This is a genomic window from Pseudomonas californiensis, from assembly GCF_021147775.1.
Taxonomy (GTDB): Bacteria; Pseudomonadota; Gammaproteobacteria; order Pseudomonadales; family Pseudomonadaceae; genus Aquipseudomonas; species Aquipseudomonas californiensis.
In genome coordinates this window covers 18,854-45,460 of record NZ_JAGTPK010000029.1, presented here as the reverse complement: position 1 = coordinate 45,460, position 26,607 = coordinate 18,854, and the positions used below count along the sequence as shown (strand labels likewise).

Genomic DNA, 26,607 nt, shown 5'->3' with positions numbered 1-26,607 from the left:
AAACAACAAGCAGTACGACACCCATAACAAGAACAATACGAATCGACTCACGCATAACAAGAACAACACGGCGGAGGCGCAGCTAACTGATTCTTTTGGAGAGGAGTTGTATTTGGGGCTTGCCCCGCAACCAGGCTGAGAACAACAAAAACTACCCTTAGGTAGCGCCTGAACTGGTTGGATCGAATGATCATTGCAACGCAGCGACCAAAGCAATCCGTTTGCTCTTGACTCCCGATTGGGAGGCTTCACAGACGAAGGTCTCGTGAATGGGCACTCAACAAAAACAAGAAGCCCGAAGACAAAACAATAATAAAGAGCACACACTTTGGGGGAGCTTCGGCTCCCCCAGTAGCTTCCCAAGCCATTGTTTGGCCCTTCCGCGACAGCTTCCTACACCATCCCTCGACTAAATGCTAGAATCCCCGCCCATCATGCGGTCATTCCACGTTTTTGGCCGAATATTCCTTCAAACAGTGCATCCCATGCTGAAGAAGCTGTTCCAGTCATTTCGCTCTCCACTGCGCAAGCCGCAGCAACATACGCGTACCACGCCTGAAGTGCTCAATAGCAGCCAGCATTCGCTGCAGCGCAGTCAGTTCAGCCGCTATGCCGTCAATATCGTCGAGCGTCTGCAGAACGCAGGCTACCAGGCCTATCTGGTCGGTGGCTGCGTACGCGACATGATGCTCAACATCACGCCCAAGGACTTTGACGTCGCCACCAGCGCCACGCCAGAGCAGGTCCGTGCCGAATTCCGCAACGCCCGAATCATTGGCCGCCGGTTCAAGCTGGTCCATATTCACTTCGGCCGTGAAATCATCGAAGTGGCAACGTTCCGCGCCAATCATCCGCAAGACGATGAAGAAGAGGACAGCAACCAGTCCTCGCGTAACGAAAGCGGCCGCATCCTGCGTGACAACGTCTACGGCACGCTTGAAGAGGACGCCCAGCGTCGCGACTTCACGATCAACGCGCTGTACTACGATCCGGTCAGCGAGCGTGTGCTTGATTACGCCAACGGCGTGCACGACATTCGCAATCGTCTGATCCGCCTTATCGGCGACCCTGAGCAGCGCTACAAGGAAGACCCGGTGCGCATGCTGCGTGCCGTGCGTTTCGCCGCCAAGCTGGATTTCGGCATCGAGAAGCACAGCGCGCTGCCGATTCGCCCACTGGCAGCGATGTTGCGCGATATCCCTTCAGCCCGCCTTTTTGAAGAAGTGCTGAAGCTGTTTCTTTCCGGCCATGCCGCCTCCACGTTCGAGATGCTGGTCGACCTGGAGCTGTTCGAGCCGTTGTTCCCTGCCAGTTCCAAGGCGCTGGAATACAACCCGACCTACACCCACACACTGATCAGCAACGCCTTGATCAACACCGACCTGCGAATCAAGCAGAACAAGCCGGTGACGCCTGCGTTCCTGTTCGCCGCCCTGCTCTGGCCTGCCCTGCCGGCCAAGGTGCTGCGCGCGCAAGAGCGTGGCATGCCACCGATTGCCGCCATGCAGGACGCAGCTCACGAGTTGATTATCGAGCAGTGCCAACGCATCGCGATTCCCAAACGCTTTACCCTGCCGATCCGCGAGATCTGGGACATGCAGGAGCGTCTGCCACGTCGCTCCGGCAAACGTGCCGATCTGCTGCTCGACAACTCGCGCTTCCGTGCCGGTTACGACTTTCTGTTGTTGCGTGAGTCCGCTGGCGAGCAGACCGATGGCCTGGGCCAATGGTGGACCGACTATCAGGATTGCAACGACAGCGAGCGCCGCGACATGATTCGCGACCTTGGCAGCAAGCCTGAAGCAGCCGGTGCAGCTCCTCGCAAGCGTCGCCGTAACAGCGGAGCCAAGCGCAAGCGCAGCGGCTCTGATGCTTCAGGCGCGTCGAGTGAGTAAACCGTTTTGATCACCGAACGCGTTTACATCGGTCTGGGCAGCAACCTTGCTGACCCGGCCGAGCAACTTCGCAACGCGCTCAAGGCGCTGGACAATGTGCAAGGTTGCAAGCTGGCTGGCGTTTCGTCTTTCTATGCAAGCGACTCCCTGCTGCCCGGCCAGCCCAGATTCACCAATGCCGTGGCGGTCGTCGACACATCGCTGGCGCCGCTGGCGTTGCTCGATGCATTACAAGCCATCGAGCTGGATCAGGGGCGTGAACGCCACGAACGCTGGGGGCCCCGTACGCTGGACCTCGATATCCTGTTGTTCGGTGATCGCCTGCTGGACGAGCCGCGCCTCAAAGTCCCTCATTACCACATGCACGCGCGCCCCTTCGTTCTTTATCCGCTGGCCGAGCTGGCACCGGAGCTGACACTGGCCGACGGTCGCCCGCTGAACCGCCTGCTGAGCGAATGCCCTTTTGTCGGGCTGGAACGTTTACCGTAAAGGCGTAACGCTCTGTCACCTGTTACGGCCAGTCTGTAACCGACCCGGCAAACGGGTAACACCCGCAATTGACTTCATGCCCCCTCCTCACGAAGATAGGCCTCCCGCCGCCACCCCGTTGGTGAATGGGCGCGAAACAGGCCTTTGCAAAACACCGCGACACGACGGTGTGCCTGCTTTTCCAGAGATGACTCTCACGCGTTGAGCATCGCCGCTCGCACAGCGCCTGATGGAGGACTTTACATGCCGAACATAACCGTTACGTCGTTGCTGGGTATGAAACAGAAAGGTGAGAAGATCACCATGCTGACCTGCTATGACGCAACCTTCGCCCACGCGGCCAGTCAGGCAGGTGTCGAAGTGCTGCTGATAGGCGACTCGCTGGGCATGGTCCTGCAGGGGCATGACAGCACCCTTCCTGTTACGACAGCTGATATGGCGTATCACGTTGCATGCGTCAAACGCGGCAATCAGGGCGCCCTGATCCTCGCAGACCTGCCGTTCATGGCCAACGCCACGCTGGAACAGACCTTCATCAACAGCACCACGCTCATGCAAGCCGGCGCACATATGGTCAAGGTCGAAGGCGCTGCCTGGCTGGCCGAGTCGATACGTCTGCTGGCCGAACGCGGCATCCCGGTGTGCGCACACATGGGCCTTACGCCTCAATCAGTCAACGTACTGGGCGGTTACAAGGTTCAGGGACGCCTGGAAGCACAGGCGCGTCAGATGCGTGCCGACGCCATTACGCTGGAACAGGCTGGTGCGGCGATGATTCTGCTGGAGTGCGTGCCCAGCGAACTGGCCGAAGAGATCACTCAGGCGGTCAAGATTCCGGTCATCGGTATTGGCGCGGGCAGCGCCACCGACGGACAGGTGCTGGTGCTGCACGACATGCTCGGTTTGTCGATCACCGGTCGTGTGCCCAAGTTCGTGAAAAACTTCATGGTTGGCCAGCCTGACATCCAGTCGGCCATCACAGCGTACGTCACGTCGGTCAAAGACGTCAGCTTCCCGGCAATTGAACACGGATTCTCGGCATGAACACTGTAAAAACCGTACTGGAACTGCGTGCAGCCGTTGCGCGGGCGCGCAGCGAAGGCAAGCGGATCGGCCTGACACCGACCATGGGCAATCTACACAGCGGCCATGCTGCACTGGTCACCAAAGCCGCTCAGCGCGCAGACTTCGTGGTCGCCACCATTTTCGTCAACCCGTTGCAGTTTGGGCCCAACGAAGATCTGGCGACCTACCCTCGCACGCTCGCCGCCGACCAGGAAAAACTCCTGCAGGCGGGCTGCAACCTGCTGTTCACGCCGAGCGTTGAAGAGATGTACCCCAACGGCATGGCAGACCAGACCCTGGTCAGCGTGCCGCATCTGTCGGAAGGCCTCTGCGGCGCAAGTCGTCCAGGCCATTTTGACGGCGTCGCGACGGTAGTCAGCAAGCTGTTCAACATGGTGCAGCCCGATCTGGCCGTGTTCGGAGAGAAGGACTTCCAGCAGCTTGCCGTGATCCGCGCCATGGTTCGCGACTTGAACATGCCAATCCAGATTATCGGCGAGCCAACGGTTCGCGCTGCCAATGGTCTGGCGCTTTCTTCACGCAACGGCTACCTGAATGACGAACAACGGGCCGCAGCGCCCGCGCTGTACCGTGCCATCCGCCAGATCGCCGATGCAGTCCAACAGGGCGAGCAGGACTTTGAAGGCGTGCTGGAGCGCAACCGGCATTCATTGGAAGCGGCAGGCTTTCGTATCGACTACCTGGAAATACGCGAAGCCGTCAGCCTGCGCCCGGCAACCACAACAGATCGAGATCTGGTGATCCTGGCCGCTGCGTTCATGGGCAAGACCCGACTGATCGACAATTTGCACCTGATCAAGGAATAACAACAAGATGCACGCTGTAATGCTCAAAGCCAAACTGCACCGCGCCGAAGTCACCCACGCGGTGCTCGACTAAGAAGGGTCGTGCGCCATCGATGGCGAATGGCTGGACCTGTCCGGCATTCGTGAGTACGAACAGATCCAGATCTACAACATCGACAACGGCGAGCGCTTCACCACATACGCCATCCGTGGCGAGGAAGGTTCGCGCATGATCTCGGTCAACGGTGCCGCCGCGCACAAAGCCAAGGTCGGCGACCGCGTCATCATCTGTGCCTATGCTCATTACAGCGAAGCCGAGCTGGTCAATTTCAAGCCGCGCATGCTGTACATGGGGCCTGGCAATGAACTAAGCCATACCAGTAATGCCATACCGGTACAGTTTGCGTAATTGACCGACGGCAGCATTCGAACGAAAACCCCGGGTTTCACGTGTGAAAAAGTACCGGGCTCAGGTACAGCGAAGCGCAGACAAACAGGCAAGCGAGGGGTAGTCTGCATTCTGTGGCCCATGAGTCAGTTTGCGACCTCGCTCCAAAACGTCCAAGACAGATCCAGCTAAAGGAAACCCGCAGCGATGGAGTACTACCGCAATCCTTCCGATGTGACCGCTCTGCCCGCCTGGCAGGCGTTGAGTCAGCACCGCAAAGCCATGCAGGATTTCAGCATGCGCGACGCATTCAATGCAGATCCGCAGCGCTTCAACCAATTCACTCTCAGCAGCTGCGGTCTTTTTCTCGACTACTCCAAAAACCTCATCACCGCCGAGACTCGCGACCTGTTGGTCAGCCTGGCCGGTGAAGTGGGCCTGAAAGACGCAATCAAGGCGCAGTACGACGGTGAGTTGGTCAACTCATCCGAAGGCCGTCCTGCCCTGCACACCGCGCTGCGTCGTCCAGTAGGCGACAAGCTCAAGGTCAACGGTACTGACGTGATGCCCGATGTGCACCGCGTGCTGAATCAGATGACCGAGCTGGTCGGACGAATCCACGATGGTCTGTGGCGCGGTTACACCGAGAAGCCGATCACTGATGTGGTCAACATCGGCATTGGTGGCTCGTTCCTCGGTCCAGAGCTGGTATCCGAGGCGCTGGTCGCTTACGCCCATAAAGGCGTGCGCTGCCATTACCTGGCAAACATCGACGGCAGTGAGTTCCACGAGCTGTCGATGAAGATTCGCGCCGAGACTACGCTGTTCATCGTTTCGTCGAAGTCGTTCAACACCCTCGAAACCCTGAAGAACGCCCAGGCCGCCCGCGCCTGGTACCTGGCACAGGGCGGCTCTGAAGTGGAGCTGCATCGCCACTTCATCGCGGTCTCCAGCAACAACGCTGCCGCCGTCGCGTTCGGCATCCGCGAAGAAAACATCTTCCCGATGTGGGACTGGGTCGGCGGTCGTTACTCGCTGTGGTCGGCCATTGGTCTGCCTATCGCGCTGGCCATCGGCATGTCCAACTTCAAGGAACTGCTGTCTGGCGCCTATACCATGGATCAGCATTTCCAGAGCGCGCCGTTCGAACAGAACATGCCGGTGCTGCTGGCCCTGCTGGGTGTCTGGTACGGCAACTTCTGGGGCGCGCAAAGCCACGCGATCCTGCCGTATGACCATTACCTGCGAAATATCACCAAGCACTTGCAGCAACTGGACATGGAGTCCAATGGCAAGAGCGTGCGTCAGGACGGAACACCGGTTTCCACCGACACTGGCCCGGTCATCTGGGGCGGCGTAGGCGCCAACGGCCAGCACGCTTATCACCAGCTGCTGCATCAAGGCACCCAAATGATCCCGGCCGACTTCATCGTGCCGATCGTCAGCTTCAACCCGGTCGCCGACCACCATCAGTGGCTGTACGCCAACTGCCTGTCGCAAAGCCAGGCACTGATGATGGGCAAGACTCGCGCTGAAGCCGAAGCCGAGTTGCGTGAAAAAGGTCTGGCCGAAGACGAAGTGCAGAAACTTGCGCCGCACAAGGTCATCCCGGGCAACCGCCCAAGCAACACCCTGGTGGTAGAGCGCATCAGCCCTCGCCGCCTGGGCGCGCTGGTCGCCATGTATGAACACAAGGTGTTCGTCCAGAGCGTGGTCTGGGGCACCAATGCCTTTGACCAGTGGGGCGTCGAGCTGGGCAAGGAAATGGGCAAGGCTGTTTACCAGCGCCTGACTGGCGGCACCGAAGAGGCAGCAGACGATGCGTCGACTCAAGGTCTGATCAATTACTTCCGTGGTCGTCACCGCGGCTGATCGCCTCATCAAGCAGCATCCCGACCCGTCGCCTCACAAGAGACGACGGGTTTTTATTTGCCAATTTTCCTGAGTGGCGCAGACATTGGGCTCATTGAACCTGCTGTGTCGCCAGAAGCTCCTATTCTTGAAGTTCATAGAATAAGGAAGCCAACATGTTCAACATCAGCGCCTTCCCCAAAGCCGACGCCGTGCGCAAGGCCGCACAGCTCAGCGCAGCCGATTATCATCGCCTGTATCGCCAGTCAGTGGACCACCCCGATCAGTTCTGGGCCGAACAGGCCAAGGTTTTTCTCGACTGGTCGGCACCCTGGAGCCAAGTTCATCGCGCAGACCTCAAGACCGGGAAAGCCACCTGGTTCGAAGGCGGCAAACTCAACGTCAGCAACAACTGTATCGACCGCCATCTGGCCGATCGAGGCGAGCAGATCGCGATCATCTGGGAAGGCGATAATCCGTCCGAGTCAGCGGAAATCACCTACAAAAAGCTGCACCACAACGTCGCCCGCCTGGCGAACGTGCTGAAAGCGCGAGGTGTAAAAAAGGGCGACCGAGTGTGCATCTACATGCCGATGATTCCCGAAGCCGCTTACGCCATGCTCGCCTGCACGCGCATCGGTGCCGTGCACTCGGTGGTGTTCGGTGGCTTTTCCCCTGATGCTCTGCGCGACCGGATTCTGGACGCTGACTGCCGCACCGTTATCACCGCAGATGAAGGTGTACGCGGTGGCAAATACATCCCACTCAAGGCCAATGTCGACAAGGCGCTGCACAACTGCCCGGACGTCAGCACGGTTCTGGTGATCCAGCGCACGCAAGCCGAAATCGAATGGGTGGAAGATCGCGACCTCTGGTATCACGAAGCCCTTCGCGGCGTCAGCGATGACTGCCCGCCTGAGCCCATGGACGCAGAAGATCCGCTGTTCATCCTGTATACCTCAGGCAGTACCGGCAAACCCAAGGGCGTGCTGCACACCACCGGCGGCTACCTGCTGCAGGCAGCCATGACCCACAAATACGTATTCGATTATCGCGATGGCGAAGTGTTCTGGTGCACGGCGGATGTCGGTTGGGTCACCGGGCACAGCTACATTGTGTACGGGCCACTGGCCAACGGCGCAACCACCCTGATGTTTGAGGGTGTCCCCAGCTACCCGGACTCGTCACGCTTCTGGCAGGTCATCGACAAGCACCGGGTCAACATCTTCTACACCGCGCCCACGGCGTTGCGGGCCTTGATGCGTGAAGGGGCTGCGCCTCTTCAGAACACCTCCCGTGAAAGTCTGCGCGTGCTTGGCAGCGTCGGCGAGCCAATCAATCCTGAAGCATGGGAATGGTATTTCCATCAAGTGGGCAAGGCGCGCTGCCCGATTGTCGATACCTGGTGGCAGACCGAAACGGGCGGCATCATGCTGACGCCGCTGATCAGCGCCGAGCGAATCAAACCGGGTTGCGCAACGGGTCCGCTGTTTGGTGTGCAGCCGGTTCTGCTGGACGACAAAGGCAATGAAATCGATGGGGCCGGCAGTGGCTTGCTGGCAATCAAGGCCAGTTGGCCGGGGCAGATTCGCAGCGTATACGGCGACACGCAGCGCATGGTCGACACCTACTTCAAACCTGCCCCTGGCTATTACTTCACCGGCGACGGCGCCCGTCGTGACGAGGATGGTGATTACTGGATCACCGGCCGCGTGGACGACGTGATCAATGTATCCGGACACCGCATCGGCACCGCCGAAGTCGAAAGCGCGCTGGTGCTGCATGACAGCATCGCCGAGGCCGCTGTGGTGGGCATTCCCCATGACGTAAAAGGCATGGGCATCTACGCGTTCGTCACACCGGTCAACGGCATCGAGCCCAGCGAAGCGCTTGAAAAAGAGCTGATCGCCCGCGTGAGCAAGGAGATTGGCAGCTTTGCCAAGCCTGACCTTATCCAATGGGCGCCTGCGCTGCCCAAAACCCGCTCGGGCAAGATCATGCGCCGCATATTGCGCAAGATTGCGTGCAACGAACTCGACAGTCTGGGGGACACCTCCACACTGGCAGACCCTGGCGTGGTCGAGGATCTTGTCGACAAACGCTTGAATCGTTGAGGCAAGCGAGGCATGGTCAGCGCCGTGCCCGCTGTTTCAATAATGAGAACCCATGGAATTCATTCGTACCCGCATCGAAACGCAGGTCATCAGCCTGACCGGGCTGTCGCTGGGCCAGCTGGACCTGGAAAACCCCAAGGGTGATCCAGGCCTGTTCGGTCCGCAGGCGGTGTGCTGGAAGGTGCACAGTGATTTCACCAGCATGCTGGTCGGCGGCATCAGCGCGCTGATGCTGCAGGCCCTGCATCCTCTGGCGTTGGCGGGTATCTGGGATCACTCCAATTTTCGTCAGGACATGCTCGGGCGTCTGCGCCGTACCGGGCAGTTTCTGTCCGGCACCACGTTCGGCTCTACGCGGGACGCCAACTGGCTGATCGACAAGGTGCGCAACATCCACCTGAGTGTCACTGGAACAGCGCCCGACGGGCGCCCCTATGCCGCCAGCGATCCAGACCTGCTGACATGGGTGCATGTGGCGGAAGTCAGCAGTTTTCTGGCTGCGCACATGCGCTACCTCAATCCGGGGCTTTCGCTGGAAGACCAGGACCAGTACTACGCCGAGACCGCGCTGATCGCCGAGCGCCTGGGCGCACGCGAGGTACCGCAATCAAGACTCGCCATCGCCGACTACCTGACCAACATCCGGACGCAGCTGCTGTGTGACGAGCGCAGCCGGGAAGTGCTGCGTCTGCTGCTGGATGCTCCCGCGCCCAATTGGCTGGCCAAACCATTTGGCGTGCTGATGATGCAAGCTGGCATAGACCTGTTGCCGACCTGGGCCAGCGACATGCTCGGGGTCCATCAAGGCGCTGCCAGGCGCAAGATGATCCGCCTTGGCGTCAACCGTACCGCGCCGATATTGCGCTGGGCGGTCAGGGATGGATCGTCACACCGGGCCAAACGACGAATGGGGCTTTGAACCCGCCAGAAAGTGACCAACGGGTTCGCAGTTGGAATCCTGATCCCCATCTATGACACCATCAGCCACTTGATCGCCGCGCGCCGACACACCTTCGGTTCAGCGCCCCAATAACAATGAGGATCAGCACCATGCAGGACGTCGTTATCGTTGCCGCCACCCGTACCGCCGTGGGCAGTTTCCAGGGCTCTCTGGCCACCATCCCCGCTGTCGAACTGGGCGCGGCAGTCATTCGTCAACTCCTGGAGCAGACAGGCGTACCAGGTGATCAGGTAGACGAAGTCATCATGGGCCAGGTACTGACCGCAGGTGCTGGCCAGAACCCGGCGCGTCAGGCCGCCATCAAGGCTGGCCTGCCGTTCGCAGTCCCTGCCATGACACTGAACAAAGTCTGCGGCTCGGGCCTCAAGGCCTTGCATCTGGCCACTCAGGCCATCCGCTGTGGGGACGCCGAAATCATCATCGCTGGCGGCCAGGAGAACATGAGCCTGTCCAACTATGTGATGCCCGGAGCACGCACGGGGTTGCGCATGGGTCATTCAACGCTGATCGACACCATGATCAGCGATGGCCTGTGGGATGCTTTCAACGACTATCACATGGGTATCACCGCCGAGAACCTGGCGGAGAAATACGAGATCAGCCGCGAAGCACAGGATGCCTTCGCCGCGTCCTCCCAGCAAAAAGCGGTCGCCGCCATCGAGGCCGGGCGTTTCGTCGACGAAATCACACCAATCCTCATTCCTCAGCGCAAAGGCGATCCGCTGTCGTTCGCGACGGATGAGCAGCCACGCGCCGGAACCACTGCCGAGGCACTGGCCAAGCTCAAGCCAGCCTTCAAAAAAGACGGTACGGTGACCGCAGGCAATGCCTCGTCACTCAACGACGGCGCGGCTGCGGTCATGCTGATGAGCGCGGCCAAGGCTGAACAGCTCGGTCTGCCGGTACTGGCACGCATCGCAGGTTATGCCAATGCTGGCGTAGACCCGGCCATCATGGGCATCGGCCCGGTCAGTGCAACACGTCGCTGCCTCGCCAAAGCTGGCTGGACCCTTGAGCAACTGGACCTGATCGAAGCCAACGAAGCCTTTGCCGCGCAATCGCTGTCGGTTGGCAAGGAACTGGGCCTGGATCCGGCAAAACTCAACGTCAACGGCGGCGCTATCGCCATCGGCCACCCGATTGGTGCATCAGGCTGCCGCGTACTCGTGACACTGCTGCACGAAATGATCAAGCGCGATGCTCACAAAGGTCTGGCCACGTTGTGCATCGGCGGCGGTCAAGGTGTGGCGTTGGCGTTGGCACGCTGATCGCGCCCTGCAGACGGGGTGAGTGGCTTTCACACCGTCTGCGCAGTCGTCACTTGCTGATCCGCGGCTGGCCACACAACAAGCGTCAACCTGTCGGTAGCTGTTAAACTCCCGCGCCTCATTCCAGCCCGAGGCGCTTTGCATGTCTTCCCTGAATCAGGCGCTCAGCGTCGCCCTCGAAAATCGTCAATCACTGCTCGCCGAACTCCACCAGCAAGGCACCGACTGCTATCGCCTGTTCCACGGCAGTCAGGAAGGCGCCAGCGGGCTGACCATTGATCGGTATGGCCCGCAGCTACTGATTCAGAGCTTTCATACGCCTCTTGATCGCGACGCGCTGCTTGAGCTTCATGCGCAGGTCAACAGCCATCTGGGCCTGGAAACGCTGCTGGTGTACAACGACCGCTCGCAAGGCAACTCGCGCATTGACCGCCAGGACGCCGTCTACAAGGCTGAGGACGCTGCACTGGAAGACCTGATCGGTCACGAGTGGGGTCTGAACTACCGAGTGCGCGGCCGTCATGCGGGCCAGGATCCGCTGCTGTTTCTGGACCTGCGCAACACGCGCGGCTGGGTCAAGCAGCACAGTGCGGGTAAAAGCGTCCTGAATCTCTTCGCCTACACCTGTGGTGTCGGTCTGAGCGCGGCAGCGGGAGGTGCGCGCGAGGTGTGCAATCTGGACTTTGCCGAAAGCAACCTGGCGTTGGGGCGTGAGAACGGCGCGCTCAACCCGCAATTGCCTGCCATGCAATTCATCCAGTCCGATTACTTCCCGGCGATTCGACAATTGGCCGGTCTGCCGGTCGCGTCACGACGCAATCACAAGCTGCCTGACTACACGAAACTGCAACCGTGTCAGTACGATCTGGTGCTGCTGGACCCGCATGCCTGGGCCAAGAGTGCGTTTGGCACCGTCGACCTGTTACGCGATTACCAGAGCCTGCTCAAACCAGCGCTGTTGAGCACTGCCGACGATGGCGTATTGATCTGTTGTAACAACCTGGCAAAGGTCAGCATGGAAGACTGGCGCGAGCAAGTGCTGCGCTGTGCGACCAAGACCGGTCGCCCGGTCCGCGACTGGCAGGTAATGCAGCCAGCTCAGGACTTTCCGTCAATGGACAATCAGCCACCGCTGAAAACCTTGATCCTGCAGCTTTGATCCGCACGAGATTATCGGAAACTTCCTACATGTCAGGAAGGCAGTGCCTTGGGAACCGAACAGGCATGCCATACTCCAAGGACCTCTTAAAGAGCGAGACGTAGTTGCCCATGTCCAGAGGATTGAAAATCACGCTTGGCTCCCTGCTGACTGTGTTCGTGCTGTACAGCCTGCTGGGGTTTTTCATTCTTCCCGGCATTGCCCTGCGGGTCGCGAACCAGCAACTGGCGACCTACTCCACTGTTCCGGCGAAGCTTGAACGGCTTGAGTTCAATCCGTACACGCTGGAGGTTACCCTCTGGGGTTTGAATATTGGCACACCGGGCAACGAACAGATCGCCTTCGAAAAGCTGTATGCAAACCTGCAGATCGACAGCCTGTGGACCCGCGCACTGCACTTGCAGCGTGTCGAGCTGATCCAGCCAAAAACCGAGTTATTGTTCGACAAACAAGGCAAGCTGAACCTCGCACAACTGTTCAAGCTGCCCGCTGCCGAGCCCGCCAAGGACGAAGCTCCAGGCAAGCCATTCCCGCTGCGTATCGGCGAAATCAAGTTGTCTGAGGGCTACGTACATTTTCAGGACATGCGCCCCAGCGAACCTATCGAGTTTCTTTACGACAAGCTGAATTTCGAACTCAAGAACCTCAGCACCTTGCCCGAAGACAACGCGGACATGACCCTGGTCGCTGCGGGCCCGGACGGCGGACAGATCGACTGGGTGGGTCGAATCAGTCTTGTGCCGATCACGTCGCAGGGCACGCTGAAAATCACCGACGGCAAGATGAAACTGTGGTGGCCTTACGTGCGTGATGCGCTGCCGTTGGCGCTCAAGGACGGCGTGCTGAACTTCAGCACTGCCTACACACTTGATTTGTCCAAAGACACCGAACTGAGGCTCGACAAGCTGTCGGCCAGCGTCGCGCCCTTTGCACTTGATACCCCCGATGGTCGCCCTCTGGTGCGGCTGCAACGCCTGGAGGTGAGCGACACGTCAGTGGACCTGGCCAGACAACAAGTAGTCGTCGGCAAGATTCGCAGTCAAAAGCTCGAGACCTGGGCCGCGCGAGAATCGGACGGTCAACTGGACTGGCAAAAACTGTTTGCCAGCCAACCAGCCAAGCAGGTCGCCCCGAAAAAGCCGGCGATCGATGAAAAGGCCGCAGCGCCTGCTCCGGTAACCGACGCGTCGGCCAAGGCGACAGCAGCATCAACACCGAGCCAGCCGCCTGGCAAACCTTGGCAGGTTGTGCTGAAAGACGTTCAACTGCGCGATTACAGCGTTCACCTGGCAGACCGCGTACCGCAAGAACCGGTGCTCCTGGATGTCGGTCCGTTGAATCTGGACATGCAGAACTTCGACAGCCTCAACAAGACCCCTTTCACAGTCAAGCTCGACACAGGCGTGGGCAAGCAGGGCAAGCTCACCGCCAATGGCGAGGTCAATCTTGCCCCAGTCAGCGCTCGGTTGAACGTCACGACCCGCGACATCGATCTGCGAATCGCCCAGGCCTATATCAGCCCGTTCATCAAGCTTGAGTTGCGCAGCGGCATGCTCGGAAGCGACCTGGCGGTCAATCTTAAAAACACTGAACCGTTGGCTTTCAGCGTCACCGGCAAGGCGCAGGTCGATCAGTTGCATACTCTGGATACCCTGAAGCAACGTGATTTTCTCAAATGGGAGCAGCTGCAGCTCGAAGGGCTTGATTACCAGCACGGTACAGGGCTCTCGATTACCAGGGTCAATCTGGCCCAGCCTTACGCACGCTTCATGATCAACGACGACCGCACCACCAACGTCGACGACCTTTTGATTCCTCAACCCGCAGACACGCAGCCAAAAGCCAAAAAGACGGATAAATCCACCAAGGAGAACCCGCTGGCCATTTACGTGGGCGAGGTGAACATCAAGGATGGATCGGCCAATTTTGCCGATATGACCCTGACGCCCAATTTCGCTACCGCCGTGCAGCAACTCAACGGCCGGGTGGGCACCATCGACAACCGTCAGTCCAAACCTGCCCCTGTCGACATCGAAGGCAAGGTCGACCGCTACGCGCCAGTCACCATCAAGGGCAGCCTCAACCCGTTCGATCCAATGGCCAGCCTCGATATTGCCGCCAGCTTCAAACGTGTCGAGCTGACTAACCTGACGCCGTATTCCGGCAAATTCGCCGGCTTCAGAATCCGCAAGGGCCGCCTCAATCTCGACCTGCATTACCTGATTACCAAAGGTCAGCTGAAGGCTCAGAACAAGGTACTGGTCGAGCAACTGCAACTCGGTGAAAAAGTCGACAGTCCCGACGCGGTGGACCTTCCCATCCGCCTGGCGGTCGCGCTGCTCAAGGACACTCAGGGCCGGATATCCCTGGAGCTTCCCGTGGAAGGCGATTTGAACAACCCCCAGTTCAGCGTCATGCCCATTGTCTGGCAAACCTTGCGCAATCTTGTCCTGCGTGCCGCACAGGCGCCCTTCAAGATGCTGGGCGGCCTGGTTTCAGGTGGCGGCTCTGAGGACCTTGGCAGCGTGAGTTTCGCACCTGGCTCAAGCGACTTGAGCCCAGAGACGCAAAAAGCCCTGGATACGCTCTCGGCAGCCCTTAAGGAGCGTCCGGCCCTCAAGCTTGAGATCGAAGGCACCAGCGCTGCCAGCAGTGACGGCCCGCTGATTGCCCAGCAACGGCTTGAACGTGAATACCAGGCCACCTACTACAAGATCCTCCAACGACGTGGCGACAAGGTGCCTGCGAGGGCTGCGTTGCTTGAGGTACCTGACGACGAAAAGGCACCGATGCTTGAAGGGATCTACCGCACCCGCCTGAAACAGCAGCCGCCGGCCGAGTGGACCAATCTGGGCAAGGAAGAACGTACCCGTCAGATGCGCACAGCGGTGCTTCAATTCTGGAGTGGCAACGAAGTTCTGCTGCGTGAACTGGGTCAGAACAGAGCCAGCAGCATCAAGGATTATCTGGTGGAAAAGGGCAAGCTTGAAGACGAGCGCGTTTACTTTGTGGATGCCCGATTGGGCCAGGCGCAGCCGGATGGTAGAGTCATCAGCCCGCTCCATCTGGACAGTGAATAATCGACGTGGCCAAGTCACCCTTAAAGCTGTTGATCTGCATGACCCTCGCCGTCTCGGCAGGGTCAGCGGCTGTCCTGGCCAATGCGGCCTCGACCTTGCGTTGCGGCAGCCAATTGATCAGCACCGGAGACCGACTTTTCGGGGTTCAGGAAAAGTGTGGAGAGCCGGTCAGCCAGGAAGTCCTGAGCACCGGAGAGACTTACGGCCGTCGCTATGGCAGCGCTCCTGCGGTCAGAATCGAAGAATGGATCTACGGGCCTGATCACGGCATGTATCAGTATTTGCGCTTCGAAGGCGGTCGGCTGGTCAGGATCGAAAGCAAACGTCGTAGCTGACCTATAGCGCGACCTTCTGAATCTTCCAATGATTATTTCCCGCCCACAATAGAACAGGCCCCGACTCTTCAGTCGGGGCCTGTAATGGCCACATCCTTGTGGCCTCGCATGAACCTTCCATCATCAGATGACTGGGGTGTCCATGTGCAACGTTCTATTGCTTACTCAGCTTTCAAGCCGGCAGCCGATACGTCTTTAACACCTTTGATCTTCTTGGTGATAGCAACGGCAGTGCTTTTCTGAGCTTCGGTCACTTTTACCATCGAAGACAGGGAAACCACGCCTTTGTTGGTTTCAACCTTGATGTCCGAACCTGGGATGCCTTTTTCGGTCAGCAGGTCAGCTTTGACTTTGGTGGTGATCCAGGTATCAGAAGTATCTTCTTTGACTTCTTGAGTCGTGGTGTTTGCTGCGAGGACCATCGGGGCTTGAGCCGAGGTCTGGGCGAACGCGGTACCCGCCAGGGACAGAGTCAGGGCAGTAGCGGTGGCAGCAACGATAGCGAACTTCTTCATACGATAACTCCTGTTTTTCTCAAAATCTGCGCCAGGGTGAGTGGCGGCAGGGTTATCAGGTATATCGCAAGGCGTGTGCCAACAACCATAACCTGATAATACTCAAGCAAATCAATAGCTTATGATTTTAGTATTTTCCCGTTATCGTGCAGATTGCCCGTTACGCTTGATTAACACTTGCAAGATGCATGTTCCTGTCTGGCCTGATGGCCGGTATTTTCATAACCTGTTAATTAACCACATAAAAAAAGGGCCCCGAGGGGCCCTTTTCTACATCGCGGGTCTGATCAATCAGACGCCGGATGCTTTTGCAGCAGCAACGTCCTTGATCGACAGCTTGATACGGCCGCGGTTGTCCACGTCCAGTACCAGTACTTCAACTTCCTGACCTTCTTTAAGGATGTCAGTCACTTTCTCTACGCGAGCATCGCTCAACATGGAGATGTGAACCAGACCGTCCTTGCCAGGCAGGATGTTGACGAATGCGCCGAAGTCGACGATGCGCTCAACCTTGCCAACGTAGATCTTGCCGATTTCGGCCTCAGCGGTGATACCCAGAACGCGCTGGCGTGCTGCCTCGGCCGCTTCCTTGGTTTCGCCAAAGATCTTGATCGAGCCGTCGTCTTCGATGTCGATCGAAGCCTTGGTCTCTTCGCAGATCGCACGGATGGTCGCGCCACCTTTACCGATAACGTCACGGATCTTGTCGGTGTCGATCTTCATCGCGATCATGGTCGGAGCGTTGGCCGACAGTTCGGTACGCGACTGACCAATGATCTGGTTCATCTGGCCGAGGATGTTCAGGCGAGCTTCCAGGGCCTGGCCCAGAGCGATCTCCATGATCTCTTCGGTGATGCCTTTGATCTTGATGTCCATCTGCAGCGCGGTAACACCTTTGGAGGTACCGGCTACTTTGAAGTCCATGTCGCCCAAGTGGTCTTCGTCACCCAGGATGTCGGTCAGAATCGCGAACTTCTCGCCTTCCTTGACCAGACCCATGGCGATACCGGCAACCGGTGCCTTCATCGGAACGCCCGCGTCCATCAGTGCCAGCGAAGCACCGCAGACCGAAGCCATGGAGCTGGAGCCATTGGACTCGGTGATTTCCGACACAACACGGATGGTGTACGGGAAAACGTCAGCGCCCGGCAACATGGCCTGAACACTGCGACGTGCCAGACGACCGTGACCGATTTCGCGACGACCAGCGCCACCCATACGACCGCACTCGCCCACCGAGAACGGAGGGAAGTTGTAGTGCAGCATGAAGGGGTCTTTCTTCTCGCCTTCAAGGGTGTCGAGCAGCTGTGCGTCACGCGCAGTACCCAGAGTGGCCACGACCAGCGCCTGAGTTTCGCCACGGGTGAACAATGCCGAACCGTGGGTCTTTGGCAGAACACCGACTTCGATGTTCAGAGGACGAACAGTGCGGGTGTCGCGGCCATCGATACGCGGCTTGCCGTTAACGATGTTTTCGCGAACGGTGCGGTATTCGATTTCACCGAAAGCAGCTTTGACTTCGCTGGCAGACGGGCTGCCTTCTTCGACAGCAAGCTTGGCAACGGTCTGATCACGCAACTCGCCCAGACGCGCGTAGCGGTCGGCCTTGATGGTGATGGTGTATGCCTGGGAAATAGCGTCGCCGAATTCCGAGCGGATAGCGCCCAGCAGTTCGGTGGCTTCAGGCTTCGGCTGCCAGGCCCACGTAGGCTTGGCGGCTTCGGCTGCCAGCTCTTTGATGGCGTTGATCACAACCTGGAATTCGTCATGAGCAAACAGGACCGCGCCCAGCATCTGGTCTTCGGTCAGCTCTTTGGCTTCAGATTCAACCATCAGAACGGCTTCGGAAGTACCGGCTACAACCATGTCCAGGCTCGAAGCCTGCAACTGCTCGTAGGTCGGGTTCAGCAGGTAGCCGGTGCTTTCGTGGAAAGCAACGCGCGCAGCGCCAACCGGACCGTCGAACGGAATACCGGAGATTGCCAGAGCAGCCGAAGTACCGATCATCGCAGCGACGTCCGGATCGGTTTTCTTGCTGGTCGAAAGGACGGTGCAGACAACCTGCACTTCGTTCATGAAGCCTTCCGGAAACAGCGGACGGATCGGACGGTCGATCAGACGCGAGGTCAGGGTTTCTTTCTCGGAAGGACGGCCTTCACGCTTGAAGAAACCGCCAGGAATCTTGCCGGCAGCGTAGGTTTTTTCCTGGTAGTGCACGGACAGAGGGAAGAAGCCCTTGCCAGCGTCAGCTTGCTTGGCGCCGACCACAGTCACTAACACGCTGACATCGTCGTCAACGGTGACCAATACTGCGCCGGAAGCTTGACGGGCGATACGGCCAGTCTCGAGGGTTACGGTCGATTGACCGAACTGAAATTTCTTGATTACCGGGTTCACGGTTTCCTACCTTTCTTTGTGGCTCTTGGGGAACTGGTTTCTTGCGAATTCTTGGGCAGAGAGGGGAATCGGCCCCTTCCACAGTCCAGATAAAACTTGAGGCTGGGAGCCTGCCCGAACCACCGGGCAAGCCCGGTGGTTCGCGACAGACAACCAACCTCTAGCAACGTCGTTATTAGCGACGCAGACCCAGGCGACCGATCAGGGCGCTGTAACGGCTAACGTCCTTACCTTTCAGGTAATCCAGCAGCTTGCGACGCTGGTTTACCATACGGATCAGACCACGACGCGAGTGGTGGTCCTTACCGTTGGCCTTGAAGTGGCCTTGCAGTTTGTTGATGTTGGCGGTCAGCAGTGCAACTTGCACTTCTGGCGAACCAGTATCACCAACAGCTTGCTGGTAGTCGGTTACGATCTGAGCTTTTTCTTCAACGCTGAGTGCCATGTGGGCAATCCTTATATTCAAGGAAGCGCTTCCGGAGAAACGTTTCCAACAGGCCGAGGACAAATCCTCGTATTAAAAAATGAGGCGTGACCGTGCCTGTTGACAGCCATCCTCGCTCCACCTCATCGACAGGCTGGCCTGCCGATGAACTGGTTTCGGTCACTCTGACCGAATCAAACGACGCGGCGCAATGCGCCCGTCTTCGCTGACTTCACCAATACCGATGAAGCGACCTTCGTGATCCTGTACCCGAACCATGCCGAACTTCGGCGCGTCCGGTGCTCGAACCGGCTGACCATGCAGCCAGTAGAACGAGCTGTGTTCCGAAAACTTCAGCAACGGCCAATCAAGCAATCCGCTGTCAGATGGCATCAGGAAGCGATCAACTGCTTCATTGCCACCGTCGGCATGCACTTGCTCGAGCTCTTCCAGCGTGACCGTCTGGGCCAGACTGAAAGGGCCTGCCTGCGTGCGACGCAACTCTGCGACATAAGCACCGCACCCCAGCTTTTCACCGATGTCTTCGACCAGTGTCCTGATGTAGGTGCCTTTGCTGCAATCGACTGACAGACGTGCAGTCTCGCCTTCGCAGGCCAGTAATTCCAAGCGCGCAATAGTAACAGAACGAGGCTCGCGCTCCACTACTTCACCTGCACGCGCCAGTTTATAAAGGGGTTGACCATCACGCTTAAGAGCCGAGTACATCGGAGGTATCTGACTGATTTGCCCGCGAAAAGCAGGCAAAACGGCTTCGATATCGTCGCGACCAACGGTCACCGGACGCGTCAGTAAAACTTCGCCCTCGGAGTCGGCTGTGGTGGTGGTCTTGCCCAGTTGCGCCAGGGTTTCGTAGGACTTGTCGGAATCGAGCAAGTATTGCGAAAACTTGGTGGCCTCACCAAAGCACAACGGCAGCACACCCGTTGCGAGTGGATCCAGGCTGCCGGTATGCCCGGCCTTCTCTGCATTGAGCAACCAACGGACCTTTTGCAGGGCCGCGTTGGAAGTGAAACCCAGTGGCTTGTCGAGCAGGATGATCCCGCTGACATCGCGGCGTATACGCTTGACCTGAGCCACCCTTTACTCCTCGGTACTGTCAGGCTTGACGCCTTGCGATGCCTGACCTTCCTGATGCTGCCCGTCTTCGGCAACAGCACGCTCGATCAAGGCCGAGAGATGGGCACCACGAACGACGCTTTCGTCGTAGTGGAAGTGCAACTGAGGCACGCTGCGCAATTTCATCTCACGCGCCAACTGCATGCGCAGGAAGCCTGCAGCCGAGTTCAGCACCTTGATGCTTTGCGCGATTTCTTCTGCGCTGTCCTGGCCCATGACCGTCATGAAGATCTTTGCATGACCGACATCACGGCTGACGTCTACGGCGGTGATAGTGACCAGACCCACGCGTGGGTCCTTGATTTCGCGACGGATCAGTTGAGCCAGCTCGCGCTGCATCTGATCGCCAATGCGTTGGGTACGGCTATATTCTTTTGCCATGCTTGTTACCTGTTACTGATCCGGGACCAAACCCTGACAGTCTGAAAGCGGCAAACGCCCGGCCCGACAAATGTCGGACCGGGCGTTGCGTTTAGAGCCCATGCTGGAAACATGGCATTTTCATGCGACATTCCCGACATGACTCCTGAGGCTCGCGATTTAGAGGCTGCGAGCCACTTGGACCTTCTCGAAGACTTCGATCTTGTCACCGACCTTGACGTCGTTGTAGCTCTTGACGCCGATACCGCACTCGATGCCAGCACGCACTTCGGCAGCGTCGTCCTTGAAGCGGCGCAGGGATTCCAGCTCGCCTTCAAAGATAACGATGTCTTCACGCAGAACACGGATCGGACGGTTACGGTGTACAACGCCTTCCAGCACCATACAGCCCGCGATCGCGCCGAACTTCGGCGAACGGAACACATCGCGGACTTCAGCGATACCCAGGATATTTTCCCGAACGTCGCTGCCAAGCATACCGGTAAGGGCTTTCTTGACGTCTTCGATGATGTCGTAGATCACGTTGTAATAACGCATGTCCAGACCTTCCTGCTCGACGATCTTGCGCGCGCCGGCATCGGCACGAACGTTGAAGCCGAACAGTACAGCGTTGGAGGCCAGTGCCAGGTTGGCGTCGCTCTCGGTGATACCACCGACACCGCCACCGACTACGCGCACTTGCACTTCATCGTTACCCAGGCCGCCCAAGGCGCCCTGCAATGCTTCCAGCGAGCCACGGACGTCGGATTTGAGGACGATGTTAAGCGTCTTCTTCTCTTCCTGACCCATGTTCTCGAAGATGTTTTCCAGCTTGCCGGCATGAGCACGAGCGAGTTTGACTTCGCGGAACTTGCCTTGGCGGAACAGAGCGACTTCACGGGCTTTCTTCTCGTCAGCCAGTACAGACATCTCGTCGCCAGCGTCCGGCGTGCCATCAAGACCCAGGATTTCGACCGGAATCGAAGGACCTGCCTCTTTGACCGGCTTGCCGTTCTCGTCGAGCATGGCGCGGATACGACCGAAGTTAGATCCAACCAGAACCATGTCGCCCTGACGCAGCGTACCGTCCTGAACCAGAACAGTTGCAACCGGGCCACGGCCCTTGTCCAGACGGGACTCGACAACCACACCACGGCCCGGAGCCGAAGGAGTGGCCTTGAGTTCCAGAACCTCGGCCTGCAGCAGAACAGCTTCCAGCAGCTCGTCTACGCCAGTACCCATTTTCGCGGATACCGAAACGAACGGCGTATCACCGCCCCACTCTTCGGACGTCACGCCATGGACTGACAACTCGCTGCGGATGCGATCGAGATCAGCACCTGGCTTGTCGATCTTGTTCACTGCAACTACCAGCGGAACGCCAGCTGCAACAGCATGCTGAACAGCTTCGATGGTTTGCGGCATCACGCCGTCGTCGGCAGCAACAACCAGAATCACGATGTCGGTCGCCTTGGCACCACGAGCACGCATGGCGGTAAACGCGGCGTGACCAGGGGTGTCGAGGAAGGTCACCATGCCACGTTCGGTTTCAACGTGATAAGCACCGATGTGCTGGGTGATACCGCCGGCTTCGCCAGCAGCAACCTTGGCACGACGGATGTAGTCGAGAAGCGAAGTCTTACCGTGGTCAACGTGGCCCATTACGGTCACAACCGGAGCACGGGAGAATGTCTCGCCTTCAAACTTCAACGATTCAGCCAGGGAGTCTTCCAGTGCGTTGTCGCTGACCAGCGTGACCTTGTGGCCCAGCTCTTCGGCGATCAACTGGGCAGTTTCCTGATCCAGAACCTGGTTGATGGTCACCGGAGTGCCCATCTTGAACATGAACTTGATGACTTCAGCAGCCTTGACCGACATCTGTGCCGACAACTCGCCGACAGTAATGGTCTCGCCGATGGCAACATCACGAATCACAGGACCGGTAGGGCTCTGGAAACCGTGCGCGTTGCGCTTCTTCAGCTTGGACTTGCCACGACCACCGCGACGGAAGCTATCGCTTTCTTCGTCAGTCGTACGAGGAGCAACGCGTGGAGCCGGAGCTTTCTCTTTGACAGACGCACGATGCGGAGCATTCTTGCGCTCACCGTCACCACCACGTGCATTACGATCATCGGCGCGCGGTTTGTCCGGGCGACGCTGCTCATCACGCTTGCGGGCATCAGCAGCAGGTGCTGCGTTGGCAGGTGCCGGAGCAGCAGCGGCCGGTGCTTCACGCACAGGTTCGGAAGCAACTGCCTCGGCAGGAGCGGATGCGGCTTGCTCGGTCTGGCCGGCAGCAGGCTGACGACGCGCATCTTCTTCAGCGCGACGCTTGGATTCTTCTTCAGCCTTCTGACGAGCGGCATTTTCTACCGCACGGCGTTCGTCCATCTCGCGCTTGCGCTCGGCTTCGATTTCTTCCGGGCTACGCTGCACAAAGACTTTCTTTTTACGCACTTCAACGCTGATGCTCTTGCTGCCAGCAACGCGCAGGGTGCTGGTGGTCTTGCGCTGCAAGGTAATCTTGCGAGGCTCTTCCACCTTGGCCTTGTGACCGCTTTTCAAATGCGTCAACAAAGCCTGTTTTTCGTTATCGGTCACAACTTGCTCGGCGGCGGTGTGCGGCAGACCTGCCTCACGCATCTGCTGTAACAGGCGCTCTACCGGTGTGTCGACCACTTTGGCCAGTTCTTTCACCGTGACTTGCGTCATGCACTTCTCTCCTCAGGCCGCGCCTACTTACTCGAACCAATGGGCTCGGGCGGCCATGATCAACTTGCCGGCACGATCATCGTCAATGCCGTCGATGTCGAGCAGGTCATCTATAGACTGCTCGGCCAGGTCTTCGCGGGTAACTACGCCGCGCACCGCCAGTTCCATCGCCAAATCCTTGTCCATACCCTCAAGCGAGAGCAGGTCTTCGGCCGGATGGGCGTCTGCCAGCTTTTCCTCAGTAGCGATGGCTTTAGTCAACAAACGATCCTTGGCACGAGCGCGAAGCTCGTTGACGATGTCTTCGTCAAAGCCGTCGATGTTGAGCATTTCTTCCAACGGTACGTAGGCAATCTCTTCCAGGCTCGTGAAGCCTTCATCAACCAGCACCTGAGCCAGCTCTTCATCGACTTCGAGCTCTTCGATGAAGTTGCGCAGGATGTCACCGGTTTCAGCTTGCTGCTTGGCCTGGATGTCCGATTCGGTCATTACGTTCAAGGTCCAGCCAGTCAACTGGCTCGCCAGACGAACGTTCTGACCACCACGGCCAATAGCCTGGGCCAGGTTGTCCGCGCCAACAGCGATGTCCATTGCATGCGCATCTTCATCTACGATGATTGCCGCTACTTCAGCAGGAGACATTGCGTTGATCACGAACTGTGCCGGGTTATCGTCCCAAAGCACGATATCCACACGCTCGCCACCCAGCTCGCCGGAAACAGCCTGAACTCGCGAACCACGCATGCCGATACAGGCGCCTTGCGGGTCGATTCGTTTGTCCTTGGAGCGAACAGCGATTTTTGCACGCGAACCCGGGTCACGAGAGGCAGCCATCACCTCAATCAGACCCTCGGCAATTTCCGGTACTTCAATACGGAAAAGCTCGATCAGCATCTCTGGCGCAGTACGCGACAGGATCAACTGAGGACCACGGTTTTCGGTGCGAATTTCCTTGAGCAATGCACGAACGCGAACACCGACCCGGAAAGTCTCCCGGGAAATGATGTCTTCACGCGCAAGCAAAGCTTCGGCATTGTTACCAAGGTCAACGATGACATTGTCACGTGTAACCTTTTTAACAGTACCAGAAATAATTTCGCCGAGACGTTCACGGTAGGCATCAACGACCTGAGCACGCTCAGCCTCGCGAACCTTTTGCACAATGACTTGCTTGGCGGTTTGTGCAGCGATGCGGCCAAACTCGATGGAATCGATTTTTTCTTCGATCAAATCGCCAGCAACCGCGCCCGGCTTCTTGGCCTGGGCCTGATCAACTGCCAACTCGTAAGCTGGATCGTCCAGATCTTCGTCTTCGACCACTGTCCAGCGACGGAAAGTCTCGTAGTTACCCGTCTGACGGTTGATTTCCACACGCAGTTCAACTTCATCTTCAAAGCGCTTTTTGGTAGCAGTGGCCAGGGCCAGCTCCAGTGCTTCAAAAATCACTCCTGCCGGAACGCCCTTTTCATTGGACACCGACTCAACAACCAGCAGTACTTCTTTGCTCATCGTACGCCTCGCCTTTCGCAAGCCATTGGATCCGCGGGATCCGCAGTATCTGGCACGTCTCAGTCAAACGTGGGAATAATGTTGGCCTTGTCGATCAAGTCGATCGGCAACAGGTATTCGTGGTCTTCAACGTGCACCACGACATCCTGATCCTCCACCCCGCGGAGAAGACCTTGAAAGTTGCGTCGGCCATCGAAGGGCGAGCGCAGCTTTATTTTCACTTGTTCTCCAGCGTGCAAAGCAAACTGTTCAAGAGTGAACAGCGGGCGGTCCATGCCGGGAGAGGACACTTCAAGGGTGTATTCAGCGCTGATCGGATCTTCTACATCCAATACGCCGCTGATCTGGCGACTGACGATTTCGCAGTCCTCCACCAGAACACCACCTTCCTTGTCGATATAAATGCGCAGCAGTGAATGTCGGCCCTGGGAAATAAACTCGATTCCCCAGCATTGATAGCCAAGAGCCTCGACCACCGGGACCAACAAGGCCTGCAACTGTTCTAGCTTGCTCGACACCTGAACCCCCTCGTGCATGCTTTAAAAATAAAAAAATGGGCGAAAGCCCATCCCTGAAAACGCCGTTGAACATCGACGTCATGTACTGTCCAGCTAACAAAAAGCCCCTGAAAAGGGGCTCCGCTAAAACTGGTTGCGGGGGCTGGATTTGAACCAACGACCTTCGGGTTATGAGCCCGACGAGCTACCAAGCTGCTCCACCCCGCGACAAAGCTGGGGCGGAAGTATACGACTGATCACCTGCGCGGTCAATCGAACATCCACCTACAAGAAAGCCCGCTAGTGCGGGCTTTCCTGTTAATTGGTACCGAGAAGGGGACTCGAACCCCTACACCCTATGGGCACAACCACCTCAAGGTTGCGTGTCTACCAATTCCACCACCTCGGCATTACAACTCTTTTTGGCGACCTCTAAAACATCGCCGAATTCTGTATTACTTCTGCTGTGGGGCTTGAGGTACGTCAGCAGGAACAACTGCTGGCTTTTGCCCTTCGAGCACCGGAACATCATCTGTAGCCGGCTTTTGCTTCACTTCCAACACCGCTGGATCTGGCAACCCTACTTGAGTCAGCTGTTGAGCTTTCTCTTTAGCAAAGTATCCTAACCCCAAGCTGGTTATGAAAAAACATGCCGCAAGTATAGCAGTAAATTTACTAAGAAAGGTAGAGGTTCCTTGACCTCCGAAGACAGTATTTGAAGCACCGGCTCCGAACGATGCGCCTGCATCCGCACCTTTACCCTGCTGCAGCAATACCAGGGCAACAACGCCCAGAGCACCCAACAGATGAAAAACGACTACGACTGTTTCCAGCATTTTCTCAGTTTCCCGCGGCGCGACAGATCGCACCGAACTCATCTGCATTCAGGGAAGCTCCACCAATGAGCCCCCCATCGATATCCGGCATACTGAACAGTTCGACCGCATTGGCCGCCTTGACGCTGCCGCCATAAAGAAGTCGCACGCCTTGTGCGACCTCAGAATTCTCTTTTGCCAACTGCGCACGAATGGCTGCGTGCACATCCTGCGCCTGTTGCGGCGAAGCGGTCAGCCCGGTACCAATAGCCCAGACGGGCTCGTAGGCGATGACCGCATTCACGAAAGCGTTGATGCCCAGCTTCGCGATGACACTGCCAAGCTGATGACCGACAACCTTGAGAGTTTTGCCAGCTTCACGCTCTTCAAGCGTCTCGCCAATGCACAGTACCGGCACAAGGCCGCTTTCCTGGGCCGCTGCGAACTTGCGAATCAGGACTTCATCGCTTTCGCCCAGAATCTGGCGACGCTCCGAATGCCCAACAAGTACCAGCTTGCAACCGGCGTCCTGCAATTGACCGGAAGACACTTCGCCGGTCAACGCGCCCTGCCCTGCCTGATGCGCGCAGTTCTGCGCCCCTACAGCGATCGACCCGCCACGTACGCCTTCGACAGCCAGACCTACATGCACAGTCGACGGAAATACCGCCACATCGACGCTGCCAGGCAGCGTCTGCTTTTCAAGACCCGCGAGCAGCTCCGCGACGCTGGCGCGGGTACCGTGCATTTTCCAGTTACCAGCTACCATTGGACGACGCATGCTACACCTCGTGGGTCAAAGTGGGCGCAGATGTTACCCAACAGTTTCG

Annotated in this window: 21 protein-coding genes, 2 tRNA genes and 1 pseudogene; 12 read left to right on the top strand and 12 right to left on the bottom strand. The window is 58.0% G+C overall.

Annotated features, from left to right (window positions below; all coding sequences use genetic code 11):
* Positions 1-485: 485 nt before the first annotated feature.
* The 12 genes and pseudogenes from KDX37_RS22265 (at position 486) to KDX37_RS22210 (ending at position 15,411) form a co-directional block, all read left to right on the top strand.
* Positions 486-1,895 (top strand): polynucleotide adenylyltransferase PcnB, encoded by a 1,410-nt coding sequence (locus tag KDX37_RS22265; protein ID WP_231655184.1) that lies wholly within the window; start codon positions 486-488, stop codon positions 1,893-1,895.
* A 9-nt stretch (positions 1,896-1,904) separates the two neighbouring features.
* Positions 1,905-2,384, top strand: a complete 480-nt coding sequence (gene folK / locus KDX37_RS22260; protein WP_406643109.1) for a 2-amino-4-hydroxy-6-hydroxymethyldihydropteridine diphosphokinase — start codon at positions 1,905-1,907, stop codon at positions 2,382-2,384.
* Positions 2,385-2,627: 243 nt separating this feature from the next.
* Positions 2,628-3,428 carry a 3-methyl-2-oxobutanoate hydroxymethyltransferase gene (panB, locus tag KDX37_RS22255; protein WP_231655182.1) on the top strand — a complete coding sequence of 267 codons (801 nt, stop codon included), beginning with the start codon at positions 2,628-2,630 and terminating at the stop codon, positions 3,426-3,428.
* On the top strand, positions 3,425-4,276 hold the full coding sequence (gene panC, locus KDX37_RS22250; protein WP_231655181.1) for a pantoate--beta-alanine ligase: 852 nt from the start codon (positions 3,425-3,427) through the stop codon (positions 4,274-4,276). Before panB ends, panC begins: the two co-directional genes overlap by 4 nt.
* A 7-nt stretch (positions 4,277-4,283) precedes the next feature.
* Positions 4,284-4,664, top strand: a pseudogene (gene panD / locus KDX37_RS22245) (aspartate 1-decarboxylase).
* A 186-nt stretch (positions 4,665-4,850) separates the two neighbouring features.
* Positions 4,851-6,515: a glucose-6-phosphate isomerase gene (gene pgi, locus KDX37_RS22240; RefSeq protein WP_231655180.1), complete on the top strand. Its 1,665-nt coding sequence runs from the start codon at positions 4,851-4,853 to the stop codon at positions 6,513-6,515.
* A 155-nt stretch (positions 6,516-6,670) separates the two neighbouring features.
* Positions 6,671-8,608 (top strand): acetate--CoA ligase, encoded by a 1,938-nt coding sequence (acs, locus tag KDX37_RS22235; protein ID WP_231655179.1) that lies wholly within the window; start codon positions 6,671-6,673, stop codon positions 8,606-8,608.
* A 52-nt stretch (positions 8,609-8,660) separates the two neighbouring features.
* Positions 8,661-9,527, top strand: a complete 867-nt coding sequence (locus tag KDX37_RS22230; RefSeq protein ID WP_231655178.1) for an oxygenase MpaB family protein — start codon at positions 8,661-8,663, stop codon at positions 9,525-9,527.
* Positions 9,528-9,658: 131 nt separating this feature from the next.
* Complete coding sequence (locus KDX37_RS22225; protein WP_231655177.1) at positions 9,659-10,837, top strand: acetyl-CoA C-acetyltransferase; 1,179 nt, start codon at positions 9,659-9,661, stop codon at positions 10,835-10,837.
* A gap of 142 nt (positions 10,838-10,979) precedes the next feature.
* The gene (locus KDX37_RS22220; protein ID WP_231655176.1) at positions 10,980-11,996 is read left to right on the top strand and encodes a class I SAM-dependent rRNA methyltransferase; all 1,017 of its coding nucleotides are present in this window, start codon (positions 10,980-10,982) and stop codon (positions 11,994-11,996) included.
* A gap of 110 nt (positions 11,997-12,106) precedes the next feature.
* Positions 12,107-15,076 carry a DUF748 domain-containing protein gene (locus tag KDX37_RS22215; RefSeq protein ID WP_231655175.1) on the top strand — a complete coding sequence of 990 codons (2,970 nt, stop codon included), beginning with the start codon at positions 12,107-12,109 and terminating at the stop codon, positions 15,074-15,076.
* 38 nt (positions 15,077-15,114) lie between these two features.
* Positions 15,115-15,411, top strand: coding sequence for a DUF2845 domain-containing protein (locus tag KDX37_RS22210; RefSeq protein ID WP_264759352.1), 297 nt, complete (start codon positions 15,115-15,117; stop codon positions 15,409-15,411).
* Between the two features lie 161 nt (positions 15,412-15,572).
* On the opposite strand, the gene KDX37_RS22205 is transcribed toward KDX37_RS22210, so the two are convergent.
* The 12 genes from KDX37_RS22205 to tpiA form a co-directional block, all read right to left on the bottom strand.
* A complete protein-coding gene (locus tag KDX37_RS22205; protein WP_231655173.1) occupies positions 15,573-15,926 on the bottom strand; it encodes a BON domain-containing protein in 354 nt (117 codons plus the stop codon).
* Positions 15,927-16,217: 291 nt separating this feature from the next.
* A complete protein-coding gene (pnp, locus tag KDX37_RS22200; RefSeq protein WP_231655172.1) occupies positions 16,218-18,323 on the bottom strand; it encodes a polyribonucleotide nucleotidyltransferase in 2,106 nt (701 codons plus the stop codon).
* Between the two features lie 175 nt (positions 18,324-18,498).
* Positions 18,499-18,768 carry a 30S ribosomal protein S15 gene (rpsO, locus tag KDX37_RS22195; RefSeq protein ID WP_002555121.1) on the bottom strand — a complete coding sequence of 90 codons (270 nt, stop codon included), beginning with the start codon at positions 18,766-18,768 and terminating at the stop codon, positions 18,499-18,501.
* A 159-nt stretch (positions 18,769-18,927) separates the two neighbouring features.
* Positions 18,928-19,845: a tRNA pseudouridine(55) synthase TruB gene (gene truB / locus KDX37_RS22190; RefSeq protein ID WP_231655171.1), complete on the bottom strand. Its 918-nt coding sequence runs from the start codon at positions 19,843-19,845 to the stop codon at positions 18,928-18,930.
* A gap of 3 nt (positions 19,846-19,848) precedes the next feature.
* A complete protein-coding gene (rbfA, locus tag KDX37_RS22185; RefSeq protein ID WP_231655170.1) occupies positions 19,849-20,265 on the bottom strand; it encodes a 30S ribosome-binding factor RbfA in 417 nt (138 codons plus the stop codon).
* Between the two features lie 159 nt (positions 20,266-20,424).
* A complete protein-coding gene (gene infB, locus KDX37_RS22180; protein WP_231655169.1) occupies positions 20,425-22,956 on the bottom strand; it encodes a translation initiation factor IF-2 in 2,532 nt (843 codons plus the stop codon).
* 27 nt (positions 22,957-22,983) lie between these two features.
* Positions 22,984-24,465, bottom strand: a complete 1,482-nt coding sequence (nusA, locus tag KDX37_RS22175) for a transcription termination factor NusA (protein WP_231655168.1) — start codon at positions 24,463-24,465, stop codon at positions 22,984-22,986.
* A 59-nt stretch (positions 24,466-24,524) separates the two neighbouring features.
* The gene (gene rimP / locus KDX37_RS22170) at positions 24,525-24,983 is read right to left on the bottom strand and encodes a ribosome maturation factor RimP (RefSeq protein WP_231655167.1); all 459 of its coding nucleotides are present in this window, start codon (positions 24,981-24,983) and stop codon (positions 24,525-24,527) included.
* A 130-nt stretch (positions 24,984-25,113) separates the two neighbouring features.
* A tRNA-Met gene (locus KDX37_RS22165) sits at positions 25,114-25,190 on the bottom strand.
* A gap of 95 nt (positions 25,191-25,285) precedes the next feature.
* Positions 25,286-25,371 (bottom strand) — tRNA-Leu (locus tag KDX37_RS22160).
* 46 nt (positions 25,372-25,417) lie between these two features.
* The gene (gene secG, locus KDX37_RS22155; protein ID WP_231655166.1) at positions 25,418-25,798 is read right to left on the bottom strand and encodes a preprotein translocase subunit SecG; all 381 of its coding nucleotides are present in this window, start codon (positions 25,796-25,798) and stop codon (positions 25,418-25,420) included.
* Between the two features lie 4 nt (positions 25,799-25,802).
* Positions 25,803-26,558 (bottom strand): triose-phosphate isomerase, encoded by a 756-nt coding sequence (tpiA, locus tag KDX37_RS22150; RefSeq protein WP_231655165.1) that lies wholly within the window; start codon positions 26,556-26,558, stop codon positions 25,803-25,805.
* Positions 26,559-26,607 lie beyond the last annotated feature (49 nt).